The organism is Ferrimonas aestuarii, assembly GCF_005116665.1.
In the GTDB taxonomy this organism is placed as follows: Bacteria; Pseudomonadota; Gammaproteobacteria; order Enterobacterales; family Shewanellaceae; genus Ferrimonas; species Ferrimonas aestuarii.
The window spans coordinates 373,705-397,036 of record NZ_SWCJ01000001.1 but is presented as its reverse complement, the minus strand read 5'-3'; the positions used below and the strand labels follow the sequence as shown (position 1 = coordinate 397,036).

17 protein-coding genes and 1 riboswitch are annotated in these 23,332 nt (G+C 53.1%); of the genes, 10 read left to right on the top strand and 7 right to left on the bottom strand.

What is annotated here, in order from left to right; genetic code table 11:
• The first annotated feature begins 77 nt into the window (after positions 1–77).
• Both FCL42_RS01850 and ribB read left to right on the top strand, forming a co-directional pair.
• A complete protein-coding gene (locus tag FCL42_RS01850) occupies positions 78–833 on the top strand; it encodes a hypothetical protein (RefSeq protein WP_136861662.1) in 756 nt (251 codons plus the stop codon).
• A 124-nt stretch (positions 834–957) separates the two neighbouring features.
• Positions 958–1,103, top strand: a riboswitch (FMN riboswitch).
• Between the two features lie 130 nt (positions 1,104–1,233).
• Positions 1,234–1,866: a 3,4-dihydroxy-2-butanone-4-phosphate synthase gene (ribB, locus tag FCL42_RS01845; RefSeq protein ID WP_136861661.1), complete on the top strand. Its 633-nt coding sequence runs from the start codon at positions 1,234–1,236 to the stop codon at positions 1,864–1,866.
• Between the two features lie 47 nt (positions 1,867–1,913).
• Here the strand turns inward: ribB and topA are convergent, their stop codons facing one another.
• Positions 1,914–4,580 carry a type I DNA topoisomerase gene (gene topA / locus FCL42_RS01840; protein WP_136861660.1) on the bottom strand — a complete coding sequence of 889 codons (2,667 nt, stop codon included), beginning with the start codon at positions 4,578–4,580 and terminating at the stop codon, positions 1,914–1,916.
• Between the two features lie 343 nt (positions 4,581–4,923).
• Between topA and astB the strand changes: the two genes are divergently transcribed.
• Positions 4,924–6,264 carry an N-succinylarginine dihydrolase gene (gene astB / locus FCL42_RS01835; RefSeq protein WP_136861659.1) on the top strand — a complete coding sequence of 447 codons (1,341 nt, stop codon included), beginning with the start codon at positions 4,924–4,926 and terminating at the stop codon, positions 6,262–6,264.
• 97 nt (positions 6,265–6,361) lie between these two features.
• Here the strand turns inward: astB and FCL42_RS01830 are convergent, their stop codons facing one another.
• From FCL42_RS01830 to msrP, 3 genes are all read right to left on the bottom strand, one after another.
• Positions 6,362–8,134, bottom strand: coding sequence for a DUF885 domain-containing protein (locus FCL42_RS01830; RefSeq protein ID WP_136861658.1), 1,773 nt, complete (start codon positions 8,132–8,134; stop codon positions 6,362–6,364).
• Positions 8,135–8,281: 147 nt separating this feature from the next.
• The gene (gene msrQ / locus FCL42_RS01825; RefSeq protein WP_229359749.1) at positions 8,282–8,893 is read right to left on the bottom strand and encodes a protein-methionine-sulfoxide reductase heme-binding subunit MsrQ; all 612 of its coding nucleotides are present in this window, start codon (positions 8,891–8,893) and stop codon (positions 8,282–8,284) included.
• 36 nt (positions 8,894–8,929) lie between these two features.
• Positions 8,930–9,952 (bottom strand): protein-methionine-sulfoxide reductase catalytic subunit MsrP, encoded by a 1,023-nt coding sequence (gene msrP, locus FCL42_RS01820; protein WP_136861656.1) that lies wholly within the window; start codon positions 9,950–9,952, stop codon positions 8,930–8,932.
• A 208-nt stretch (positions 9,953–10,160) separates the two neighbouring features.
• On the opposite strand from msrP, the gene rmuC reads away from it, so the two are divergent.
• The 3 genes from rmuC (at position 10,161) to FCL42_RS01805 (ending at position 15,493) form a co-directional block, all read left to right on the top strand.
• The gene (gene rmuC / locus FCL42_RS01815) at positions 10,161–11,474 is read left to right on the top strand and encodes a DNA recombination protein RmuC (protein ID WP_136861655.1); all 1,314 of its coding nucleotides are present in this window, start codon (positions 10,161–10,163) and stop codon (positions 11,472–11,474) included.
• Positions 11,475–11,501: 27 nt separating this feature from the next.
• Positions 11,502–13,394, top strand: coding sequence for a transglycosylase SLT domain-containing protein (locus FCL42_RS01810; protein WP_136861654.1), 1,893 nt, complete (start codon positions 11,502–11,504; stop codon positions 13,392–13,394).
• Positions 13,395–13,789: 395 nt separating this feature from the next.
• Positions 13,790–15,493: a phospho-sugar mutase gene (locus FCL42_RS01805; RefSeq protein WP_136861653.1), complete on the top strand. Its 1,704-nt coding sequence runs from the start codon at positions 13,790–13,792 to the stop codon at positions 15,491–15,493.
• A gap of 52 nt (positions 15,494–15,545) precedes the next feature.
• Here the strand turns inward: FCL42_RS01805 and FCL42_RS01800 are convergent, their stop codons facing one another.
• Genes FCL42_RS01800 through FCL42_RS01790 form a run of 3 tightly spaced genes read right to left on the bottom strand, consistent with a single transcriptional unit; the run spans position 15,546 to position 18,298 of the window.
• The gene (locus FCL42_RS01800; RefSeq protein WP_136861652.1) at positions 15,546–16,727 is read right to left on the bottom strand and encodes a multidrug effflux MFS transporter; all 1,182 of its coding nucleotides are present in this window, start codon (positions 16,725–16,727) and stop codon (positions 15,546–15,548) included.
• On the bottom strand, positions 16,718–17,407 hold the full coding sequence (gene grxB / locus FCL42_RS01795) for a glutaredoxin 2 (RefSeq protein ID WP_136861651.1): 690 nt from the start codon (positions 17,405–17,407) through the stop codon (positions 16,718–16,720). The genes FCL42_RS01800 and grxB overlap by 10 nt, the downstream gene beginning before the upstream one ends.
• A gap of 12 nt (positions 17,408–17,419) precedes the next feature.
• Positions 17,420–18,298, bottom strand: coding sequence for an MBL fold metallo-hydrolase (locus FCL42_RS01790; RefSeq protein WP_136861650.1), 879 nt, complete (start codon positions 18,296–18,298; stop codon positions 17,420–17,422).
• Between the two features lie 104 nt (positions 18,299–18,402).
• Here FCL42_RS01790 and FCL42_RS01785 point away from each other — a divergent pair, with 104 nt between their 5' ends.
• The 4 genes from FCL42_RS01785 (at position 18,403) to FCL42_RS01770 (ending at position 23,222) form a co-directional block, all read left to right on the top strand.
• On the top strand, positions 18,403–19,332 hold the full coding sequence (locus FCL42_RS01785; protein ID WP_205729203.1) for a LysR family transcriptional regulator: 930 nt from the start codon (positions 18,403–18,405) through the stop codon (positions 19,330–19,332).
• Between the two features lie 103 nt (positions 19,333–19,435).
• Complete coding sequence (locus tag FCL42_RS01780; protein ID WP_136861649.1) at positions 19,436–20,371, top strand: AAA family ATPase; 936 nt, start codon at positions 19,436–19,438, stop codon at positions 20,369–20,371.
• On the top strand, positions 20,371–21,270 hold the full coding sequence (locus tag FCL42_RS01775) for a hypothetical protein (protein ID WP_136861648.1): 900 nt from the start codon (positions 20,371–20,373) through the stop codon (positions 21,268–21,270). Before FCL42_RS01780 ends, FCL42_RS01775 begins: the two co-directional genes overlap by 1 nt.
• Complete coding sequence (locus tag FCL42_RS01770) at positions 21,267–23,222, top strand: transglutaminase family protein (protein WP_136861647.1); 1,956 nt, start codon at positions 21,267–21,269, stop codon at positions 23,220–23,222. Before FCL42_RS01775 ends, FCL42_RS01770 begins: the two co-directional genes overlap by 4 nt.
• The last annotated feature ends 110 nt before the right edge of the window (positions 23,223–23,332 follow it).

Here is a 23,332-nt window from a genome sequence, read left to right as displayed (position 1 = left end):
ACAGAAAGAGGGGGTTAGGATGCACTTAATAGGACAATAGTGTAGCATGTAGAAAAGTTCTAACTGTTTGCTATCGCATGTCAATTTTTGCCGTTTTGGTTATGGCCTTGGTCGCCTTATTGGTGATCGTTGCTATTAATTTGGTGTACCAACACCACGAGTCCAAGGAAGCCACTAAGCGCAAGGAGCTGGCGCGCCAAAGGGCAATCATCGAAGAAACCGAGCAGATCCTATCTCAAGCGGCGTTGCTGCCTATGAGCAATGCGCTGCTGACCACGCTTAACCAACGTATCCTTGAAGCGCTGAAAACCGCCAAGTCTCTCAATCCGAAGATGAATGAGATCGACAGTCGAATTGCGCACACGGAAGGACAGCTTAAGGTACTGAAAGAGAACAACATCGGTACCGAAACCATCGATATGTTTCAATTGCCTAGCAACGAGAAACAGACGCTACTACTGATTCAAACTCTAAAGAAGCTAAAACCTATCCTGCGCTTCGAGCACAACAAAGGCCGCATGCATGCCGACATCTTCTCAGAGGAGGAGATGAAGGTGGATAAGCTGCAGCTGCGCATCCACATCGAAGTGCTGATGAAACGTGCCACTAACTTGGTTAACGCTCGCCAATTTGGCTCAGCCAAGATGCTGCTATCCAAGATCACCTTGGCCCTGAACAACCAGGTTCTAGCCTCGCCAGAGTACCGAGCCAAGATGCAGGACAAGACCAATCAACTGCTGCAGATCATCGAAGGCAGCAAAGAGCCAGCCGAGAAGAAAGAAAAGAAAGCCGACGACCTCGACATTCTGTTCCAGCCAAAGAAAAAATGGTAATCAAGGGCCCCTACGGGGCCCTTTCTGTTTCTGCCCCCATTCCAGATTGAGACTCCGGTACCAAATTTCCCCGCCATTGTTGCCGCCTCTCTCCTCAAGCGTTAGCATGCCAGAGCCTTAGGGCAACTATTCTCAGGGCGGGGTGAAACTCCCCACCGGCGGTATGCTTATACTCAAAGCGAGCCCGCGAGCGCCTGCCAATGGGCAGGGTCAGCAGATCTGGTGAGATGCCAGAGCCGACGGTTACAGTCCGGATGAAAGAGGATAGGCGTAACAACCCCGTTTAGGGGAAAAGTACGTCCGCACGATGGCCTCTTGCCGTCTGCCGGACACAGCCGCCTGCTGTGTCCTATTCCTGATGCCCTGATTCTGGTAACTAATGTATTTTTAAGGACCTACCATGAATCAGTCTCTACTTATTGGAACCCCTCACTCTCGTGTGGATGCGGCGATTAACGCCCTAAAGCACGGTCGAGGCATCATTCTTGTGGATGATGAAGACAGAGAAAACGAAGGCGATGTCATCTTCGCCGCTGAAACCATCACCAAAGAACAGATGGCCCTGCTCATTCGCCACGGCTCAGGCATTGTCTGCCTGTGCCTAAGCCCTGAGCGCATCGAACAGCTGGCGCTGCCTGCAATGGTGGCTGACAACAGCAGTCGCAACCAGACGGCCTTCACCGTCTCCATTGAAGCCAAAGAGGGCGTCACTACTGGGGTTTCTGCATCCGATCGGGCCGTTACCGTGCGCACCGCTGTGGCAGAAGGGGCTCGTCCTGAGCATCTGGCTCGACCGGGCCACGTCTTTCCCCTGCGCGCTGAGCCTGGCGGGGTATTGTCTCGCCGAGGCCACACCGAAGGCTCGGTGGATCTGGCTCGTCTGGCAAACCTAGAACCCGCAGCGGTGATCTGTGAGCTCAACCATGACGACGGAGAAATGATGCGTTTACCGGCACTGGTGGAGTTTGCTAAGGCTCATCAAATGCCGCTTCTGACCATTGAAGACCTCGTGGCCTATCGGCAGCAGCACTAATAGAAAAGCCCGCATAATGCGGGCTTTTTTGTATTCAAACTAAGGCGTTACTTCTTAGCGGCTTTCTTCTTGGCAGGAGCACGCTTCTTGGTTTGCTCCTCCACCCATTTGCCTTCCACAAACTTAGCCGTCCACCCTGTGGCTTTACCTTCTACTTCGGTGGCCACGTACTGCTCTTTGGTTTTACGGCTGAATTTGAGCACAGCCAGATTGCCCTCAGGATCTTTGGCTGGCGCATCCGTCAGATAATGGAACTTCGGCGAGATGCGATCCTTAAAGCGCTGCAGCTCTTCTACCTTTGGCGCGCGGGTTTCACGGCTTTTCGGGAAGGTGCTGGCTGCTAAGAACAGACCGGCAGCGCCATCGCGAAGCACGAAGTGCGCCTCAGACTTCTCACAAGGCAGCTCAGGCAGTTGCACTGGGTCTTCCTTCGGCGGAGCCACCTCGCCGCTCTTCAGCAGCTTACGGGTGTTCTTACAATTTTCGGTGTTGGTGCACGCAAAGTACTTACCGAAACGGCCGTTTTTCAGCTCCATGTCGGCGCCACAGCGGTCACATTCAATGATCGGGCCATCATAGCCTTTGATCTTAAAGCTGCCCTTCTCAATCTCGTAACCTTTGCAGCTTGGGTTGTTACCGCACACGTGCAGTTTACGCTGCTCGTCGATGAGGTAGCTGTCCATGGCGGTGCTGCACACCGGGCAACGACGCTTAGAGCGCAGCGCTTCGGTTTCCATGTCTTCGCCAGCGTCTACTGCCACCGCTTCCTCACCAGGAGTCAGGTTGATGGTGGTCTTGCAGCGCTCTTTTGGCGGGAGGTTGTAACCGCTACAACCAAGGAATACCCCTGTGGTGGCGGTGCGAATGCCCATTGGGCGCTCACAAGTTGGGCACGGGATGTCGGTCAATACCATCTCGTTGCCGTTCATGCCGCCCTCTTCCGCAGGCAGACCGGCGTGGTCAAGACGGTCGGTAAATTCGCCGTAGAACTCGTTCAGTACCTGTTTCCAGTCACGCTGGTCGTCAGCGATCATGTCCAGAGTCTGCTCCATCTCGGCGGTAAAGTCGTAGTTCAGCAGGTTCTCGAAGTTATCCACCAAACGGTCGGTCACGATCTCGCCCATCTTCTCGGCGAAGAAACGGCGATTTTCCACCTTCACGTAACCACGATCGACGATGGTCGAGATAATAGAGGCGTAGGTAGATGGACGGCCAATGCCACGCTTCTCAAGCTCTTTAACCAGTGACGCTTCGTTAAAGCGTGCCGGCGGCTTAGTGAAGTGCTGCTTTGGATCCAGCTTATCTAGGCTCAGGGTATCGCCCACTTTAACCGCAGGCAGAATCAGATCCTCTTCACCCTTACGGCGCAGCGGTGGCTGAACCTTGGTCCAACCGGCAAAACGCATGATGCGGCCTTTGGCTTTCAGCTCGTAATCGCCAGCGGTCACGGTCAAGGTGGTGGAGTCGTACAGGGCTTCGTTCATCTGACAAGCCACAAACTGACGCCAGATAAGGTCATACAGGCGCTCAGCGTCACGCTCCATGCCTTTGAGGGTATCTTGGCTCACCGTTACGTCTGAAGGACGAATCGCTTCGTGAGCCTCTTGAGCGCCCTCTTTGCTGCCATACACTTTGGGTGCGTCTGGCAAATATTCAGGACCTAACCACTCTTTGATGTAATCACGGCAATTGGCTACCGCTTCCTTACTCAAGTTGGTGGAGTCGGTACGCATATAGGTGATGTAACCGGCTTCATACAAGCGCTGGGCCAAGGTCATAGTCTTTTTAACACCAAAGCCCAAGCGGGTACTGGCGGCTTGCTGCAGGGTCGAGGTGATAAACGGCGCCTGAGGCTTGCTCTTGCTTGGCTTATCTTCACGGCCGCTGACCACATAGTTAGCTGCCTGTAGGGCGGCGACGGCGGTATCGGCTTGCTGCTTGTCGGTTAGGCTTAGCTTCTGACCTTGGAAGCGAGCCACCTGCATGCGCAGGGCATCGGCCGAACAGGTTAGATCCGCATGGATGTCCCAGAACTCTTCGGGAATGAAGGCGCGAATCTCACGCTCTCGCTCCACCAGAAGGCGAACCGCCACCGATTGAACTCGACCCGCTGACAAACCACGGCCAATCTTCTTCCACAGCAGTGGCGACACCATAAAGCCCACCACTCGGTCTAGGAAACGGCGCGCTTGCTGAGCGTTCACTCGAGCGTTGTTAAGCTCCATCGGCTTCGCAAACGCGTCTTTGATGGCAGATTTGGTAATCTCGTTAAACACCACTCGGCGGTAGCGCTGCTCGTCACCGCCAATCACCTCTTGCAGGTGCCAGGCGATCGCTTCCCCTTCGCGGTCCAAATCCGTTGCGAGATAGACGTGGTCGGCTTTCGCCGCCAAGGTTTGCAGCTCCTTTACCACTTTCTCCTTTCCAGGAAGAATCTGGTAATTGGCTTGCCAATCTTGCTCGGGATTGATCCCCATTCGGGCAATCAGGCTCTGGTGCTCGCGATTACGCTTGTACTCAGCCTTCTGCTCTGGCGACATCTTTCGAACTTCTGCGGCGGGTTTTGCAGGCACGGTCGTCGTGCCCTGACTGCCAGAGGTTGGCAGATCACGAATGTGCCCGACCGAGGACTTCACGATGAAGTCATTGCCGAGATATTTGTTAATGGTCTTCGCCTTTGCTGGCGACTCCACGATTACCAGAGATTTAGCCATGATTGGGGACTTGGCACCTATTTGCGAGCGGATTCAATGTAATGGGCTCCATATATAGAGGGAAGACTGGTCAGTTTCAAGCCTTAGCCCCCTTTGAAGCCACTGGTTAGTCGAAATTTGTCCAATAAAAACTTTTTTGGACTAGATTCGCATCTAAAAAAATTACTAATGCAATGAGAGCGGCAACGCAAGCAATAGTTATGCATTTGTGCCTTTCGAGGCCAATTTTGCCACTTGTTCATCACATTTTGACCTTTATACTGTTGACATTCTTTACCGCACATTTTTGTCATCTTTGTGGCACAGCGAAGATAAAAAATATAACTAGAATAAGGATTTGTTCATGCGCTCATTTGAAGCAAACTTCGATGGCCTCGTCGGCCCAACCCACAACTATGCGGGCCTTTCCTTCGGTAACGTCGCTTCTCAATCTAACGCTTCCGCCATCTCTAACCCTCAGGCTGCCGCCCTGCAAGGATTAGAAAAAATGTTGGCCGTGTCCAAGCTTGGCTTGGTTCAAGGGGTACTCGCCCCACAACAGCGCCCGGACATCGCAACGCTGCGCACCCTAGGCTTTAGTGGTAGCAACGGTCAGGTGTTAGAGCAAGCTTTTAAGCAAGCTCCTCACCTGCTGATGAGCTGTTATTCCGCCTCCAGCATGTGGACCGCCAACGCCGCCACCGTATCACCAAGTGCCGACAGCCGAGACGGAAAAGTGCACTTCACCCCAGCCAATTTGGTGAATAAATTCCACCGTGCCATTGAGCCTGAAGTCACCGGAAATATTCTCAAAGCCACCTTCCGTGACCCTGAGTATTTTGCCCATCACCAGCCTCTGCCAAGCCACGAAATGTTCGGTGACGAAGGTGCCGCCAACCACACCCGCCTGTGCACCGAGTATGGCAAACAGGGGGTTCAGTTGTTTGTTTACGGTCAGCATGGCAGCGACGCCAGCAAACCTAAACCAAGTCGCTACCCTGCACGTCAAACTCTGGAAGCCAGCCAAGCCATCGCCCGACTGCACGGCTTATCTGATGATCACACCGTCTACATTCAGCAAAACCCAGAGGTGATCGATCAAGGGGTATTCCACAACGACGTAATCTCCGTGGGCAACCAAAATGTGCTGTTCTATCATGAGCAGGCCTTCCTCGATAGCGACCGTAAGCTGGCAGAAATCAAACAGAAATTTGGTGAAAGCCCACTGCATTTCATTAAAGTGGCAACCAGCGATGTCAGCATCGAAAATGCCGTAAGAAGTTATCTGTTTAATACCCAAATTATTGAAACTGGCCGCAATGAGATGGCAATCATTGCCCCCACCGAGTGTCAGGAAAACGAACAGGTACACCGCTATCTGCAGTCACTGGTTGAAGGGGATCACCCCATCAAACAGGTACGGTACTTCAACGTCAAACAGAGCATGCAAAATGGCGGCGGCCCCGCGTGTCTGCGCCTACGTGTTGCGTTGACCGAAGCGGAACTGGCCGGCGTAAACTCCGCCACGCTGATTGGCGATGACACCCATCAAGCCTTGAGCCAATGGGTGAAACACCACTATCGCGACCGCCTGACCATCAATGATCTGCGCGATCCAGCCCTGCTGGATGAGTCCTTGACCGCTTTGGATGAGCTAACCAAGCTGTTGCAGTTGGGCAGCGTCTACCCATTCCAGCAGGTTTAATCCCAATTGCAGCACGTTCACTGCAAAGTTTGCGATAATTCCCGATAAAAAACCGGAGCACTGAGGCTCCGGTTTTTTTGGGTTGGGCATCTAGATGCTATAACATCAGTTCTCGGATGTATTTCACCGGTGCAGAGCCATAGCTTAGGAAGGTTTCGTGGAAGCGCTGCAGATCAAACTGCTCTCCCTTACGCGCCTTATCTTCTTCTCGCCAATCGTAGATCTCACGGAAACCGGCGTAGTAGGAGGTCAGCTGAACTTGACTTAGGGTCGCTCGGCGCCACTTCTGGGCCGCTTCCTCTTGCTGCTGGAAGGCTCCGTCAACCATCAACGACATTGCCTGCTGCTCATCAATGCCCTTCACCTGAATCTCATAATCGATGATGGTGTTGGTGATAACGCGCAGATTCCACTTCCAGTACATCAGCCACAGCTCTGGCTCAAAGCCACCATAGCCCTGCTCCAACATAACGCGCTCAGCGTACACCGCCCAGCCCTCCACCATGGCACCATTACCAAATAGGCTCTTAATCAGGCTCGGTGACTCATTGGAGTAAACCAGCTGGGTATAGTGCCCCGGAATCGCTTCGTGGATGTTGAGAATCTGCAGAATCCAGTGGTTGTACTCCCGCAGATAGCTCTCCGCCTGCTCATCAGACATGCCATCTAACGGCGTGACGTTGTAGTAGGTGTTGGCGTTCTTATCATATGGGCCAGGGGCGGAGATCGATGCTCCAGCAAAACCGCGCATGTAAGCTGGGGTTTCCCGTACCACCAGCGGCTTATCAGGATCCAGAGTCACCAGCTTGGAGTCATTCACAAACTGCACCAACTCAGGGATCTGCTTACGCACTTCGCTGACAAACTCATCCCGCTTCACATGCTTAACCGACAAGTAATCGATCAATGTGCGAACCGCTTTGAGGGAGTCCGCTGGCATCGCCTGATTTGGGAAATACTTAGGCCACAGCTGCTTGGTAATGCTTACCATCTGCTTTTGCGCCACCGCCTTATCTTCTAAGGCCTTGTGATAGAGCTGCTTGGCTGTCATGCCCGCTTGGATATCTAAGGCAAACTTCTCTTCATACAGAGATTCGCCAATGCGGAAGGAGCGCGCTCCGTCTCGCTTTAGCTCCGCCACCTTGGTTTCCAACCAACCGATGTGGCTCTGCAATGCCTGACGAGCTTCGAAATAGCGGGTTTCAAACAGTGCCTTCTCCGACGGCGTTAAGCCTGAGGCGTTGGCCATTGCCAGCATCTTGTCGGAAAAGACGGTCAGCGCGCCTTGGTTTTGCAGCAACGCCAGTTCGGTATGCTCCAGTGTAGGGTCGCTGATGTTATTGCGAGCCGCCTGATAATACTCAGGCACCAGCTCCATGCGCCCTAAGATGGCTCGCAGACGGGTATCTTCATCGGCATAGGTTTCGTTCATCAAGGTAGCAAACGGCCCAGCGACGTTGTAACCGGATGGGTCCCACTGCCAAGATTTAAAGCGGGTGGCCTCCCACTCCATCTTATCGAGAAGATTGGTGATCAGCGCCATATCAATGCGGGCGCTGGCGGTTAAAGGTGCCTTGGTGAAGGGTGCCAATTGGGCTCGCCACTTAGCTATAAACTGGGCCTGTGCAAGGCGTGCCTGCGCGTCTGGCACCACAAGCTGATCAGCATACTTATAGAAACCACTGTACATGGCCCAAGTTGGAGACAGCTGCCAAAGGTCGTCCACAAATCCTTGGCTAACCACATCAAATTTCTGAGATTGGCATTCGGCTAGACATGGGGCAGGTTTAGGCGTTTCAACAGATTGAGACTGACATCCAGCCAGCCCCAGTGCGGACAGCAGCGCCACCGCAATAAGCTGTTTTTTCATTATTATTGCTTCCCTGAGATGCGATATTGAAAATTTCAGTTTCAGTAAAACAGAATCACAATCAAGATAACAGGGAATGTTAACCTTGGTAACAAAATGCCAGCGCGATGGCTGGCATCGGATCTCATCCGTTGGTGGGGCCTTGGCTCATAGGGCTTTTCGAGCCGCTTTAGCAGCGGGTTTTCCCTTGGTTAGCCGTTGCCGCACCCAAGGGCGCCATAACAACAAACCGATGCCCGCCAGCAGATAGATAACCGGCTCAAGATTGCCGGATTTTACCGACCACCAAAAGTGCACCGGCCCCAAAACTGCCACCAAGTAAACCCAGCGATGCAGGCTCTGCCAGCGCCGCCCCATGCGCCTCTGCACGGCTTTGGGTGAAGTGAGTGCCAGCGCAGTGAGTACCACTAACGCGATAAAGCCCACGACAATATAGGGGCGCTTAACCACCTCGGTAGCAAGTAACATCCAATCAAACAGAAGATCAAAAGCGATGAACGCGGCCACGTGCAGGGCACCATAAGCAAAGCACCACAATCCAAGCAGACGGCGGACCTGCAGCAGCGCCCCCAGCTTAAACTGGCGAGCCAGAGGTGACAGCAGCAGTGTGGCACCTAGGGTATTGAGGGTGCCCATCCCAAGGAAATGGATGATGTACTGCACCGGATCGCCCCCAAGCGCACCTTGGTCCACGGCGGCAAACAACCACAGCAAGGGTAAGCCACACGCCAGATGCAACAGGGTTTTAAAGGCCAACATTTGGCCTCTGCTCGCCAATAACTTCATACTGTGCCTTTAGTAGTTACGTCGTAAATCCATGCCTTTGTACAGAGACGCCACTTCATCGGCATAGCCATTAAACATCTGAGTTGGAATGCGTTTCGCCGACAAAATGCCCCCTTCGCCAATGCGACGTTCTGAAGCCTGTGACCAGCGAGGGTGATCCACTTCCGGGTTTACGTTGGCATAAAAACCGTACTCATTGCTGGCCAATATATTCCAAGTGGTCGGTGGCTGCTTTTCTACCAGTCGGATGCGGGTAATGGACTTAATTGACTTAAAGCCATATTTCCAAGGCACCACCAATCGAATCGGTGCGCCGTTTTGCGGCGGCAGCGTTTTGCCATAGAGGCCTACTGCAACGAAGGTCAACGGGTGCATCGCCTCATCAATACGAAGACCCTCGACGTAGGGGTAATCAATGCCGCCTCCCATGAATCTGGACGCCTGACCGGGCATCTGTTTGGGATCGTACAGGGTTTCAAAGGCCACGTATTTCGCTCGGCTATTGGGTTTGGCGGCCTTAATCAGATCCGCCAAGGTGATGCCAAGCCAAGGGATGACCATCGACCAAGCCTCAACACAGCGGAAGTTGTAAATCCGCTCCTCTAAGGGGGCGATTTTAAACAACTGGTCGTAATCAAGCTTGATGGGGTTATCCACCTCACCATCGATCACCAGCTCCCAGGGGTTGACCTTAAACTCCTGCGCGTTGCGTTTCGGGTCGGTTTTGGCCGTGCCAAACTCGTAAAAGTTATTGTGGCTGATGACCTTATCTTCCGGCGTTAAGGTTCCGGTATACAGCGCGTCATACTGGGTGTTTTTTGTATGTTGTAGTGCACTGCGAGCGAAGGCGGCCTGCTCTTTTTCGCCGAAAAGAAAATCCAGCGCCCCCGCATTGGCGGTAGACGACAGTAAACTGCCCGCCCCCACAAAACCAAGCTGCTTTAAGATCCGGCGGCGGTCCAAAAACACCTGCTCAGGGGTGACGTCTTTGTCGGTAAATTTATTCCACGAAGGCGCAATTTTGTTGTTCATATCGAATCCTTAGCCCGAAGTCCTATACCCATAAGACCTTTCAATACGATAAAGGATTTCACAAGGTTCCAATTTTCTTTACAGATAGCGCAGTTAACCAACGATTTTTGATAAGTTGCAGTGATTTTGAGCGCTTGACCGCCAACGCCTTGCCAGCGCTGGCACCCCATGCCAAATTAGGCGTTCCGATTCAGGTGGTAACTTCATTATGGTAATTGATCCCACTCTCATTCTGGCGACACTCGCCAGCGCAGTTATCGCCTTTGCCCTTGGCTGGGCGGTTCAGGCCAAGGCGCGTCGCCAAGCTGAACACCACGCCGTCGAGGCCCTCGCGCGCCATCAACAGTTGTCTGAAGCCCACGCACTGCTGGACAACAAGTTGCAAGCCAAAGAGACCGAGCTTAACCGCCTGCACTCGGCACTGGCGGACGCCCGAGCTCGAGAAGAGGGACTGCGCACCACCCTGGCTCAACAGCAACAGAGCGAACAGCGCCAGTCGGAACAGTTTGAAAACCTAGCAAATCGCATCTTTGAACAGAAGAGTCAGCAGTTCCAACACCAGAATCAGGGCCAACTCAATGCGGTATTAACCCCGCTGCAGCAGCAACTGGAAGGGTTTAAAAAGCAGGTTCAAGACAGCTACACCAATGAAGCCAAAGAGCGCTTCGCTCTCAAACATCAACTGGACGATCTGAAAGCGCTGAATCTGCGCATGAGTGAGGATGCCCTCAATCTGACTAAGGCACTCAAAGGCGACAATAAGGTGATGGGCAACTGGGGGGAGGTCGTTCTCAGCCGGTTATTGACCCAATCTGGACTTAGAGAAGGCCACGAATATGAGACGCAAGCGGCGCTGACCCAAACAGACGGCAAACGTTATCAGCCGGATGTGGTCGTGCATCTGCCCGACGACAAAGACGTCATCATCGATTCCAAGGTCTCTCTGGTGGGGTATGAGCGCTACTTCAACGCCGAAACCGACGATGAACGCCAACGTGGACTTAGAGATCACTTGGCCTCGGTCAAAGCCCACATCAAAGGATTGGGCGAGAAAGACTATCAGCAGCTTCAAGGGGTTAGGACTTTAGACTACGTGCTGATGTTCATTCCCGTTGAACCGGCCTTCATCACCGCCATTGAATCCGATCCCGACTTAGTAAATTTTGCATTGGAGCGGAACATTCTTCTGACTTCACCAACTAACCTTATGGTAGCACTGCGCACCATCAATAATTTGTGGCGCTTTGAGTACCAAAGCCGAAATGCACAGGAGATTGCCACCCAAGGGGGCAAGCTGTACGACAAATTGGTGGGCTTCTCTGACGACCTGTTGAAAGTGGGCCGAGCTCTAGAAACCGCTCAAGGCAGCTACGACAAAGCCGTCTCGAAGTTCTCTTCGGGCCGAGGCAACCTACTCAAACAAGCGGAGCAGATGAAGCAGTTAGGGGCCACCCCGAGCAAAAAACCAAATACCCAACTGCTGGACAACGCGCTGGCAGAAACCGAGCTCGCTAAGGAATAGAGCGGGCAATGAGATAAAGGAGTCATAATGCAACGGATGTGGTTTTTATTGCTACTGATGATGCCCATACTGGCCAACGCCCAACTTGCTCCTTCTCAGCAAAGGGATGCGTTCAAAGCGGCTATTAGCGCAGTAGAAAAAGGCAAAACCCACCGTTATCAAGAGCTAAAAAAGCAGCTGCAAGACTACCCGCTTCTGCCCTATCTCGAATTTGAGCTTAGAAGTAAACAGCTCGTAGGCCTTAACGGCCGTCAGGGCATCGAAGTGTTGTCGAACTTTTCCGGCGGTCCCCTTTACGACACCTACAAACATCGATTTCTTAAAGCGATGGGGCAGCGAAAACGGTGGCAGGATTTTCTCACAGTAAGTAAAGAGCCCCCGCACAGCACCGAGCTCAAGTGCTATTACTATCGAGCCAAACGCTCACAGGGTCAGTTTGAACTGGCTTGGCAAGGTGCCGAAGAGGTTTGGCTAACCTCTCGCAGTTTACCCAAAGCCTGTGACCCGCTGATCAGAGAATGGCGCAAAGCCGGAAAGCGCGGTAACGAGCTGATTTGGGAGCGCATGCTGCTAACCTATCGTGATCGCCAAGGGTCAAGGCTCTCCTACCTCAACACCCTGCTCTCCAAGAGTTGGCGCGACCGTGGCGACCTGCTGGTGCGCCTGTATCGCCACCCCAAAGAGATACGCCAGCGCAGCACCATCAAACGCCACAAAGATTATGGCGTACAGATGGCTGAGTTGGCGCTAAAGCGCATCGCTCGCAAAGATCCCGCTTATGCCTTAAAGCAGTTTCCCAGTTGGGAACACGCCTTAGGCGAGCAGCGCCTAGCTACGTTGCGCTACCTGATTAAATACGCTCTGGCCGACAACCTCTGGAATGAGCGCATCGAAGCCTACATGGTAGAGGCCGCCAACGATGAGCTCATTGTTCTTCGAACTCGCCAGCTCATCGCCGATGCCGATTGGAAGGCGATTAACTTCTGGTTAGCCAAAATTGAAGACACCGGAGCCTCAAGTTGGCGCTATTGGCGCGCCCGAGCCATGGACGAGTTGGGACTCACCGAGGAGGCTCAAGCGGAACTGCAAAGTCTGGCCCAAGAGCGCAGCTTTTACGGCTTTAGCGCGGCTCAGCAACTGGGCTTGCCCTATCAGCTAAATCAAGAGCTCCCCACCATCGAACCACAACTGTCCCAGCAGGTCGCCACACTAGAAAGCGTACAGCGAATAGACGAACTGCTGGCCCTAGAGTGGTACGAGGAAGCCAAACGCGAATGGCGATGGCAGCTGCTGCGTCAAGACAAGCCTACTCAACAAGCCATGACCCAACTGGCATTTCAGCGAGGCTGGCACTTTTTGAGCGTACAGGGCACCATCACCGCCAAAGATTGGAACGCGGTGCCGTGGCGCTTCCCGGACGCCTACGGTGACGATTTTGCCCAATTTGCCGAAATGCGCAGTGTGGACGATACCCTACTTCGCGCCATCGCTCGGCGAGAAAGCGCTCTCTACCCCTTGGCCCGTTCCGGCGCCAACGCCTACGGTTTGATGCAGATTCTTCCCAGCACCGCCAAACAGGTGGCTCGCCAAATTGGGGCTAAGTACCCTGGAGCCAAGGGGCTGTATCAAACTAACTACAACATTCGCCTTGGTAGCGCCTACATCAAGCAGCTCCTAGAGCGCTACGACAACAACCGCATTCTCGCGGCCGCGGCCTACAATGCCGGCCCACATCGAGTAAAACGCTGGCTTAAACAGAGCGATGGCAGACTGGAGATGGATCAATTTGTTGAGACCATTCCGTTTCGAGAAACTCGAGATTACGTCAAAGCCATCTTGAGCTATCAGCTTATCTATCAAAAACTTGATGATCGAGACGCGGTGCTGGCCACAGACACTGAGCGCAATCGCCGTTATTAAGAGCTGTTGAGGTGCCGTGATTGTCTGTGAACCTAAAACTAGTGGTTGTCGTACTCACTGTCGTTGAGTCGGTATTTTAGGTGACATCTAGCCACGTTTTAGGCAGTTCGGCGCCAGTTTACCCCAAAGAGCGCCAACACAGCGCCACCACGCATTCAAGCATTTGACTTGCTTGAAGGCCGTTATCCTAGCCAACGTATTATCACCCAAGGGAAACCGGCGCTCACCCATTTAAGGAAGCGATTGTCCCAATGCTCATTTTTTTGTTTACCTAACACCCCTCATAATGATAATAATTATCAATTAGGTAATTGATATCACGAAACATCGCTACACTAAAACGGACGACCTTGATCCACAGGTTTACGCGATAATTCGACTATAGGTGAAGCACAATGCAACAGGTACATGACTGGCTAGCAAAAGATCCAGACCCGAAAACACGTCAAGAGTTAAAACAACTTCTGGACAACCACCAACAGCAGGAGCTTGAAAGCCGTTTCAGTAGCCGTCTTGCCTTCGGCACCGCAGGCCTACGGGGCAAGGTTGGCGCAGGTCCTAACCGCATGAACCGCTTGGTAATTCAGGAAACCGCTGCTGGTCTAGGCCAACACCTTCTGAACCACTTTAGCGACGCCAAAGAGCGCGGCGTGGTCATCGGCTACGACGGCCGCCCAGACTCCAAGCAATTTGCCGAAGACACCGCGTTGGTACTGGCCGCATTGGGAATTAAAAGCTATCTCACCCACGACGTCGCCGCCACCCCCATTGTCGCTTTTGGCGTACGCCATCTGAATACCGTGGCTGCAGTAGTAGTCACCGCCAGCCACAACCCGCCAGAATACAATGGCTTTAAGGTCTATTGGGACAACGGTGCCCAAATTATTCCTCCTCAGGATGCGCACATTGCCGAGCAGATCGACATTGCGGCCACCAAACCCATTCCCCTTCTATCGAAAGCCGATGCCGAAGCGAAACATCTGCTTCAATGGTTAAAAGCGGATTACTACCAGGCCTATCGTGATGCGTTAAATGATTCCGCTTTGCTAAACCATCACAGCAATCCGAAAGGGATCTCGCTCAGTTACAGCGCCATGCACGGTGTGGGAGCCAACATGGCAGAGACCCTTCTAACTGACGCTGGCTTTGACAAGGTTTACAGCGTCCCTGAGCAGCGAGACCCGGATGGCAGCTTCCCGACAGTAAATTTCCCCAACCCCGAAGAAGCTGGCGCCATGGACATGGTGATGGCGTTAGCAAAACAGCATGACGCCACCCTAGCTTGTGCCAACGACCCTGACGCCGACCGTTTTGCGGTTGCCGTGCGCACCGAAAGTGGCGACTACAAGATGCTTACCGGTGATCAGGTGGGTTCCCTATTCGGTCACTACCTGCTGAGTAAAACCGACGCCAGCAAGCAGTTGGTTGGCAACACCATTGTCTCCTCGACACTGCTGAGCAAAATTGCCGCCGCTCATGGCGCACATTACTACCAAACCTTAACCGGGTTTAAATGGCTGACTAACGTTGCCATGCAGAAACAAACGGCCGAGGCGCAATTCCTATTTGCTTATGAGGAGGCGCTTGGCTACACCATTGGCACCACCGTGTGGGACAAAGATGGTTTGTCCGCTCAAGTGGTATTTGCCCAGCTTACCGCTGAACTGGCCGCCGAAGGAAAAACCATCTGGGATCAACTGGAAAGCTTGTATCGGCAACACGGCATTCACCTCAATGCCCAGCGCAGCATCGCGCTGGATCCCAGTGCGCCGGCCATCGGAGCTCAGCTCAGACAGTCGCCACCAACCACCATCGCAGGTAAAGCCATCGATTCCGTTGCCGATCTCGCCGAAGGCACCCTCACTCACTCCGATGGGCAAGTGGATAACATCGACCTGCCCGCCAGCGATGTGCTTATCTACCACCTTGAAGGCGGTAGCCGAGTCATCATTCGACCATCAGGCACTGAGCCCAAAGTGAAGTGTTACTACGAGGTGATTGAGCCCATCGCCCAAGGCGAAGCGTATCAGCAGGCCGAAACGCGGGCACAACAAGCCATGGAGCGCTTCATTACCGACCATCAAGCCAGTCTAAAATAGAGAAATTTGACCTGTTCTGCGGCCCCAAGGCGTTCTGCGAGGGGCCGCAGTTTTACCTCTCGTGGGCAGGTTCACCCTGGCGCCCTTGAAGTGTTATCGCCACCACCGTAATCACCGATAACAGCAATACTGCCGCCAAAGTCATTGCACCAGAGCCCAGTAAACTCGTAGCAAGGGCCACCAATACCGCCGCCCCAATCATTCGGCCAAAGCCATCAATGGCGCTAGCTAGGCCGGCGCAGTGTCGAAACGACTCCAAAGCCAATGACGTTGCCGAGCCTGACAATAAGCTAAAGCCTGCGGCTCCCATGGCCGCCAGCACAAAAAAGCCGTAAACCTCATCCACCCACAGCAACCCGATTCCCCCTAAAGCGATCACACTGGCTCCAAAGCGAACCGTACGCCGACGCCCTAACCGGTTTATCACCCACGGGGCGAATAGGCTGGATAAAATCTGCAGCCCACCAATGCCGCCGAACATCAACGAGAACGTCCATTGAGACAAGCCACCCTGAGTCAAACCGACGATGGGAGCCACCGAGATGTAGGTCAAAAGCCCACCAAAACTCAACGTATTGGCAAGGGAGTAAGTCAAAAAGCGTCGGTCGCTGAGAATGTCTCGAACGCGGCACTTCAGTTGCTGGGAGTTGACCACCTCGATGGTTGGCTGGCACGGCTTCGGAGAATCGAAGCAAAAATAAGCCATCGCAAACAGCAGGGCTGCCAATAACGCCATCACCCAAAACCCGCCTTGCCACCCCCAGTAGCTTGCCAGCAGAGTTCCCAAAAGCGGGGCGACCGTTGGCACCGCACTGGTGACGCCTCCTAAGTAGCTCAACCAGCGCCCCGCCTCTGCGCCTTGATAGTTATCTCGAATCCAAGCCATGGCGGTAATCATGGTAAAGGCCGCTCCCAGCCCCTGAATCATACGAGCCCCATAAAGCCCCTCTAAAGACCATGAGAACAACACCAAAACGCTGCCTAATCCATAAAAGAACACCCCCAACATGGCAGAGAACTTTCGTCCTTTGCGATCAGAAACTGGCCCTGCGATCAGTTGTCCTACACCAAGGGCCAGCACATAGAGGCTAATGGTCTGCCCAATCTGAGGCTCAGATGCCTCAAATACGGTCATCATTTGGGGAAACGACGGCAGATAAAGGTCTATCGCCATCGGTCCCAAAGGCACCAGCGCGAATACCACCGCCAATGCCATCAGCTTCTTTATTTGCATCCAGCCTCCTGTATGAGAAGCGTTCCATACAATGGCACCTGAGTCAGCTGACTCATCCGATCTAGGTAAGCCTTGAGCCCACAACTCCAACGGAGCTCGGTAATCATGGTTAAGTTTCGAAGCTCGGAGAACACCGCCAGATCGTCAATGGTAGCGCCACGCTGCAGATTCAGTAGGGGCTCAAGATTCAGCACCGATTCCAGCGTTTCCAATAGTGGTTGAAGCTCCGATAAATAGGCGTGAGTGTGGTTTAGCGCCTGTTCAAAGCTCTGACCTATCAGCTCAACCCTGGAGGACTCAAACTGGGCCAAGGCATCAATAGAGCCCAGCTCGGGCAATTGATAATTCGGCATTCTCGGATAAAGCAGACGCGCCGATACCACTCGCATCGACGCCAATGCCACGCTAACTGGGCCACTGAGCTGATAACGGTCAAGCTGCGGCTCTGCCAAATTATCCAGATGCCGAATGATCTCCAGGCTCTCTGTCATCAGTTCGGGCTTACCCTCAACGCCAAAGCTCGCCAACATCGGTACCGTGAAGCGATCCAACTCGCGCATAGCTAATAATGGCCGCTCGCCAAAAACCAAGGGCACAACCTCAACCTTAAGCGCAGTCAGCCCCAAAAAGCTTCTCACCCGAGTGCAGTAGGGACAACTATCAAAGACATACAATTTCATCAATGCACCCGCTTAGTTGCCATGCCAGATGGAGTACGCCATACGCTCAATGTGAGCGGGCAGGTTCTCCTCATAGCCACGCCAATGGCTAAATTCCGGCAATTTAATGCTCTTTTTTAGCTCTTCCGTGGTTTTTCCCGCCTGAATGCCAGACCAAACCGCATCAAACAACGCTTTATGAAAACGATGGTCTTCCTGAAACGCCTGTGGGGACGAGCTAGGCATATGACCGCTGATGACGGTATCAAACTCAAGCTGTTGCAAAGTGCGCTCAAAGGTATTCAATATCGCAACGTAGTTGTGGGTGTTGAGCCGATACGGTTCGTTGACGTAACCCGGAAGGTGCCAGTCCATGGCCAGCAATACCTTTTCCTTTGGCATGTGGATTACGCTCATGCAGTCGCCGTCATTAGGGCCGAAATAGTGCAGATCCACCTGCTTGTCCCCCAGCTTAATGGCGTACTTATCTTCATAAGTGATGTCCGGCTCGACAACTCGGTCCTCTAAATCGCGACTCAATAGCTCGGTACACTTCTCTTGGCTAACAAACTCCGCCCCTTGGGCTTTGAAGATCTGCCCACCTCGGGAGTGATCAAAATGGTCGTGTGAATAGATCACGTACTTTACCGGCTTGGACGTGAGTGCTTGGATGGCCTCCCACATCGCCTCGGCACGCACCTCTCCGGACGGGTCGGTGACAATCACCCCCTCATCGGTCACCACCACCAAACTGTTGTAAAAAAATTGCGAGTATTGATATACGCCAGATTTGAGCTCTGTCATCACCGGTTTACTTGGATCAAAGTCGGGCGCCGCCGCCAATGGGGTGGAAGAGGCCGTCGCTAATAGCAGCGACGCTGACATCAAAATTGAGGCTTTAGTGAGTTTCATCCTAGGCTCCTGCTTCACAAAAGTTGGTAAAGCACAGCCTAATTAATATAACCTTGAGCAACAATTGAGCGAAAAGTCACTTCATAAAATACAAAAAGTATCGAATGGATAAATGCAAAACCATGAAGCTGTTCTGCAGCGTGGTAGAGAAAGGCAGCTTTGCCAAAGCCGCTCGCAGCCTAGGCGTCACGCCAGCCATCGTTGGTCGGCAGATCGCCAAACTGGAAGATGAGCTGGGCTTCATCTTGCTCAGCCGTACCACCAGAAGCATGCAACTCACCCCGGGAGGCAAAGACTACTACCAAGGGGCCAAAAGGATCGTCAATGAGATTGCTCAATTAGAAGACTCTTTGAGCAGCGACCACCAGCAAAATCCCTCAGGGCTGATTCGTCTGTGTGCTCCCGATGGCCTTAGCCACAACCTGATTCAGATCATTCAAGCGTTTCGACAACAGCACCCGCAGATTCGATTCGATCTTATTCTCGACAATGGCCAAACCCGTTTGATAGAAGAGGAGATCGATCTGAGCTTTCGCCTGTCATTTGACCTGCAAGACTCGTCGATGATCGCCACCAAACTGGGCACCACCAGTTTTGGCCTTTATGCCGCCCCTGAGTATCTCGCTGCCAAGGGCACCCCAAAGCAGTTTCAGGAATTAGACCAACACGATTGCATCCACATGGGGAGTGGCCGATATGGTGATGTCTGGCATCTTCAGGTCAATGGCAAAGTCATCAGCAATCGACAACCTTGGTCTCTGGTGGTCTCCAGCACCGATGCGCTACTAAGCACTCTTAAAATGGGAATGGGAATTGGGCTGGTGCCCAGCATCTTTGCCGAAGAGGCGGCGCGCTCCAACGCACTTATGCCTCTATCAGAGCTGGCCAGCTTTCCTGAGGTAGGGATCTACGCCCTCTACTCCACTCGTAAACACCAGCCCTACCGACTGACCCTATTTCTGGCGTTCGTTAAGCAGTGGTTTCAAAAGCGAATGAGCCCAGCAGCGTCATTGCCATCATCATCACGGAGCTAGATTTAAACCGATGACACCCACACAACAGAGGCCAACCCTCACCAATAATCGGTAATTTGACTACCCTTATTATCAGCTGTGTTCACCATTTAGGAAGGATGCTTTGAAACAGCAGATAGACAGGGTCATCGCCCAGTTGGAGCAGGTACTTTTAGACAAACCCGTGGCGATTCGCTTGGCGTTGTCGTGCTTGATCGCCAAAGGCCATCTTCTGATTGAAGATCTTCCCGGCGTAGGCAAAACCACCCTATCACAGGCGCTGGCCACCACCTTGGGCCTTAGCCACCAACGCGTGCAATTTACCGCCGATATGCTGCCCGCGGATCTGACCGGCTTTGCCACTCTCAATCCCAGCAGCCAATCCTTTGAGTTTCATCCTGGACCGCTATTTAATCAGGTGGTGTTGGCCGATGAGATAAACCGCGCTAGCCCAAAGACCCAAAGTGCCCTGCTGGAAGCCATGGCGGAGGCCAACGTCAGTTGCGAAGGCCAAACCCGAGAGTTACCCAGCCCATTTTTCGTCATCGCCACCCAAAACCCACAGGAGCAAAGTGGCACGTTCCCCCTGCCCGAGTCTCAACTAGACCGCTTTACCATGAGAATTCACCTTGGTTTTCCCAGCGTGGAGGCGGAGCGCCAACTGCTAAAAGGAGAGCATCTTGCAGATCACAGCACAACGCTGACGCAGCAGATAGACGTTGCTACGTTGCGCCAATGGCAGCAGGCCGCCTCAGAGATCCACATGGCGGAATCGGTACTCGATTACCTGTTGGAGCTGATTCAGCTCAGTCGTCAGCAGCAGTGCGCGCCACTGTCTCCGCGCTGCAGTCGAGCGCTGTTTGCTTGTGCCAAAAGTTGGGCCTTTCTCCACGGACGTGATTTTGTGACACCGGATGATGTGCAAGCGGTGTTTGTCGCCGTTACCGAGCATCGCCTAGACAACGGTTCTGCCAATTACTCCCTCTCAAGCAACCTAACCAACAACCGTTCAGGACACCTAGCTCAAGGGCTGCTTGAGCTGGTCAACCCGATACGCTAATGCACAGCACATCGCTCTGGCAACATCGCTTGGGATTGCTTGAGCTCAAGGTCATGCCGACCCGATTTGGCATCTTCTTTTTGGGTCTCAGTATCGTCATGTATCTGTTTGGCAGCAGCTACCAAAATCCACTGATTCTGCTGCTCGCCCTATTGATGCTTAGCCTGTTCATCAGCTGTTGGTTCCTATGTGCTTACAACCTTTATGGCCTGCACATTCGCCTCATTGGCTATCAAAGCCCCCACGCCGGTGCCCCATGCCAGTTGGAGTTTTCGGTACGTCACCGCCGCACAGGACATCAGATCCAACTTAAGCTCGACCCGCAGTACCACAATCGGTTTCTCCAGCTAGGTAAACACTGGCAACCTTTGCTCCTTAAACAGCAGACCATACGCCGCGGCGCCCTCAAGCCCAGCCCTCTGTATGTCAGTTCCAGATACCCTTTGGGTCTGTGCAAAGTTCAGGTGCTGATGGAAATTGAACAACTGCTGTGGGTTTGGCCATCGCCCAAATTTGTCCCATCGTCAACGCCGAAACTGGCCCAACAAACCAAAGATGAATTGGATGAACTGGATGTCTTAGCCCCTTGGAAGCCGGGAGAGTCCCTTAGTCGCATTGCTTGGAAACCCTTCTCTCAAGGCAAAGGGCTGCAATCGAAGACCTTCAGCTCTGTCCTTGAACCTGCGGAGTTCGAGCTTTGCACTGAGCACCACCAATTAGAACGCCACCTTAGCGAACTCACCACAGAGCTGCTTCAGTGCCATCAACAGGGGATTCCATTCGGCCTGAGAACGCCCCACCAACAGACGCCTTTGATTCCCCCAAACCTAGGCGCTGGTCACCTAAAGCAGTGCCTTGACCTGTTGGCCAAAATCCCAACTAAGGCGACGGAGTCATGAGGGCCTATCGCCAGACTCAAGGCTGGCTGCTACTGACTCAGCAGATGCTGATTATTCACCTCATTGGCATCGCGCCGTGGTGGACACTGCTGCTGATGAACGGTGCCGTGTGCTGGCAACTCGGCGTCTACCTCAATAAGCTGCCCAGACCATCTGGCCCAGCTCTGTTTGTTTTAACCTTGGGGGCCAGCCTGGGATTGTTGCCTTACGCCATCAGCCACGGCATGGCTCCGGCACTGGCAATACTGATCGCTGTGGGCTTTAGCCTTAAGTCCCTTGAGGTCAATTCTCGCCGCGATATGTTGACCTTAGTGTTGGTGGCGTTTTTCCTGATTACCCTAAGCCTAATACACCAATATTCGGCTCTGAAGTTGCTATCCGCCCTGGCGCTGATGCTGCTGAGTTTAGCGGTACTCATTAGCCTTCATCGCGCCCAGAGCGCAACAGCCAACCTTAAGTTTGCCATCAAGTTGATGGCGATCAGCGTACCTCTCACCCTAGTGCTGTTCATGGTTCTGCCCAAGCCGCAGCTGTTGTGGTCAGCTAACTTACAACACTCCGCGGCAACCACAGGCCTGAGTCAACGGTTAGAGCTTGGTGACATCAGCCAGCTCAACCAATCCGACGAGCTGGCTTTCGTTGCCCAATTCACTCAAGCACCGGATCCCACTGAGCTCTATTGGCGGGTCTACCTGTTAACCCATTTCGATGGCAAACAGTGGCATGGACCGCCGGCCATCGCCGCCCCGCTCCCTAAGCCGCAATTCTCCACTCAGGCGCAACCGGTGACCTACCGAATCACGCACTGGGATCACAGTCAGGACAACTACCCCAATCTAAAAGGAAGCCACAACCTCAATGACGCGGCGATTGCGTTGATTGGACAGCAGTGGCGGCGTCAATATGGCGCCACACAATCGCCACGATTTTCCTACTTACCTCAAGCAGATCGCCTAAAGCGATTAAGCGATCACTACTATCTGCAACTCCCCGATGGCATGAACCCACAAACCCTGTCTCTGGCGAAGCTCGCCATGGAAAACCGGCCGCTCACCAGTGAAAGGGTGCTGTGGTTAATGAATTACTTTCAGCAAAATGACTTTCAGTACACCTTCTCCCCTAGGCTCTTGGGCAGCCATCAGATCGACGATTTTCTATTTGAAAGTCGAGAGGGCTTTTGTGCGCACTTTGCCAGCGCCTTGGTGGTTCTACTTAGAGCCAGTGGAATCCCGGCTAGGATGGTCGTGGGCTATTATGGCGGCGAAATCAACGATAACGAAATCGTGGTCAAGCAGAAAGACGCCCACGCTTGGGTCGAAGCCTGGGTCACAGGTCGCTGGATTCAGCTGGACCCAACCTCCACCGTCGGCGAGATCAATCGACCACAAACCGATCCAGCGGACTTTGACTGGCATCAGCTTACTCAAAGCTGGCAACAATGGCTTAGCCACAGTTCCGCCTCCCACTGGCTGACCTCAAGCAGCAGTTGGCAGCAATTAAACCAAGATCTACAACCGTTAAAAGCACTGTGGCACCAGCTAACTGGCACTCCTCGCCATTGGCAGCTTGCCCTGTTGTCACTGATGCTGGTGAGCGCCCTTTTGTATCTGTATCGACGCACTAAAGGCTCTGAGCCTGTCAAACTGAGGCTGATAATAGCCCTGGCCACCCTTGGTTGGCAACGATTGCACCGCTCAATGGTCAGCGCGGGCCTTACCACACCCGCCAACGACTCTCTGAACCAGGTTATGAGCGCGGCCAAGCAGCGCTGGCCAGAATTAACCGAAGAGTTTCAACATATTGAGAGTGCCTTCAACGAATTACTGTATCGTGCTGACGGTGCGCATTGGCAAGGATTACTCACGTTCTTCAAGCGACTCACTGCACTGCTCCCCAAACTTTCAACCTCCAGCTCCTGCTCGAATCCAAGCCCTAAACAAAAGCAAAATTGAGCAGATTTTTACAATAAATCCTATGCTTACCAGTTATAGAGCTCGACTAATCCGATAACAAAACCTTTAAACATCGAAAATCCCGAATTAAATCATAAATAAATTCGGAT

What these genes read in the sequence shown, in the direction of transcription:
- FCL42_RS01850 (WP_136861662.1), top strand. Translation starts at nt 78, where the DNA reads ATGTCAATTTTTGCCGTTTTGGTTATGGCCTTGGTCGCCTTATTGGTG.
- ribB (WP_136861661.1), top strand. Translation starts at nt 1,234, where the DNA reads ATGAATCAGTCTCTACTTATTGGAACCCCTCACTCTCGTGTGGATGCG.
- topA (WP_136861660.1), bottom strand. Translation starts at nt 4,580, where the DNA reads ATGGCTAAATCTCTGGTAATCGTGGAGTCGCCAGCAAAGGCGAAGACC.
- astB (WP_136861659.1), top strand. Translation starts at nt 4,924, where the DNA reads ATGCGCTCATTTGAAGCAAACTTCGATGGCCTCGTCGGCCCAACCCAC.
- FCL42_RS01830 (WP_136861658.1), bottom strand. Translation starts at nt 8,134, where the DNA reads ATGAAAAAACAGCTTATTGCGGTGGCGCTGCTGTCCGCACTGGGGCTG.
- msrQ (WP_229359749.1), bottom strand. Translation starts at nt 8,893, where the DNA reads ATGTTGGCCTTTAAAACCCTGTTGCATCTGGCGTGTGGCTTACCCTTG.
- msrP (WP_136861656.1), bottom strand. Translation starts at nt 9,952, where the DNA reads ATGAACAACAAAATTGCGCCTTCGTGGAATAAATTTACCGACAAAGAC.
- rmuC (WP_136861655.1), top strand. Translation starts at nt 10,161, where the DNA reads ATGGTAATTGATCCCACTCTCATTCTGGCGACACTCGCCAGCGCAGTT.
- FCL42_RS01810 (WP_136861654.1), top strand. Translation starts at nt 11,502, where the DNA reads ATGCAACGGATGTGGTTTTTATTGCTACTGATGATGCCCATACTGGCC.
- FCL42_RS01805 (WP_136861653.1), top strand. Translation starts at nt 13,790, where the DNA reads ATGCAACAGGTACATGACTGGCTAGCAAAAGATCCAGACCCGAAAACA.
- FCL42_RS01800 (WP_136861652.1), bottom strand. Translation starts at nt 16,727, where the DNA reads ATGCAAATAAAGAAGCTGATGGCATTGGCGGTGGTATTCGCGCTGGTG.
- grxB (WP_136861651.1), bottom strand. Translation starts at nt 17,407, where the DNA reads ATGAAATTGTATGTCTTTGATAGTTGTCCCTACTGCACTCGGGTGAGA.
- FCL42_RS01790 (WP_136861650.1), bottom strand. Translation starts at nt 18,298, where the DNA reads ATGAAACTCACTAAAGCCTCAATTTTGATGTCAGCGTCGCTGCTATTA.
- FCL42_RS01785 (WP_205729203.1), top strand. Translation starts at nt 18,403, where the DNA reads ATGGATAAATGCAAAACCATGAAGCTGTTCTGCAGCGTGGTAGAGAAA.
- FCL42_RS01775 (WP_136861648.1), top strand. Translation starts at nt 20,371, where the DNA reads ATGCACAGCACATCGCTCTGGCAACATCGCTTGGGATTGCTTGAGCTC.
- FCL42_RS01770 (WP_136861647.1), top strand. Translation starts at nt 21,267, where the DNA reads ATGAGGGCCTATCGCCAGACTCAAGGCTGGCTGCTACTGACTCAGCAG.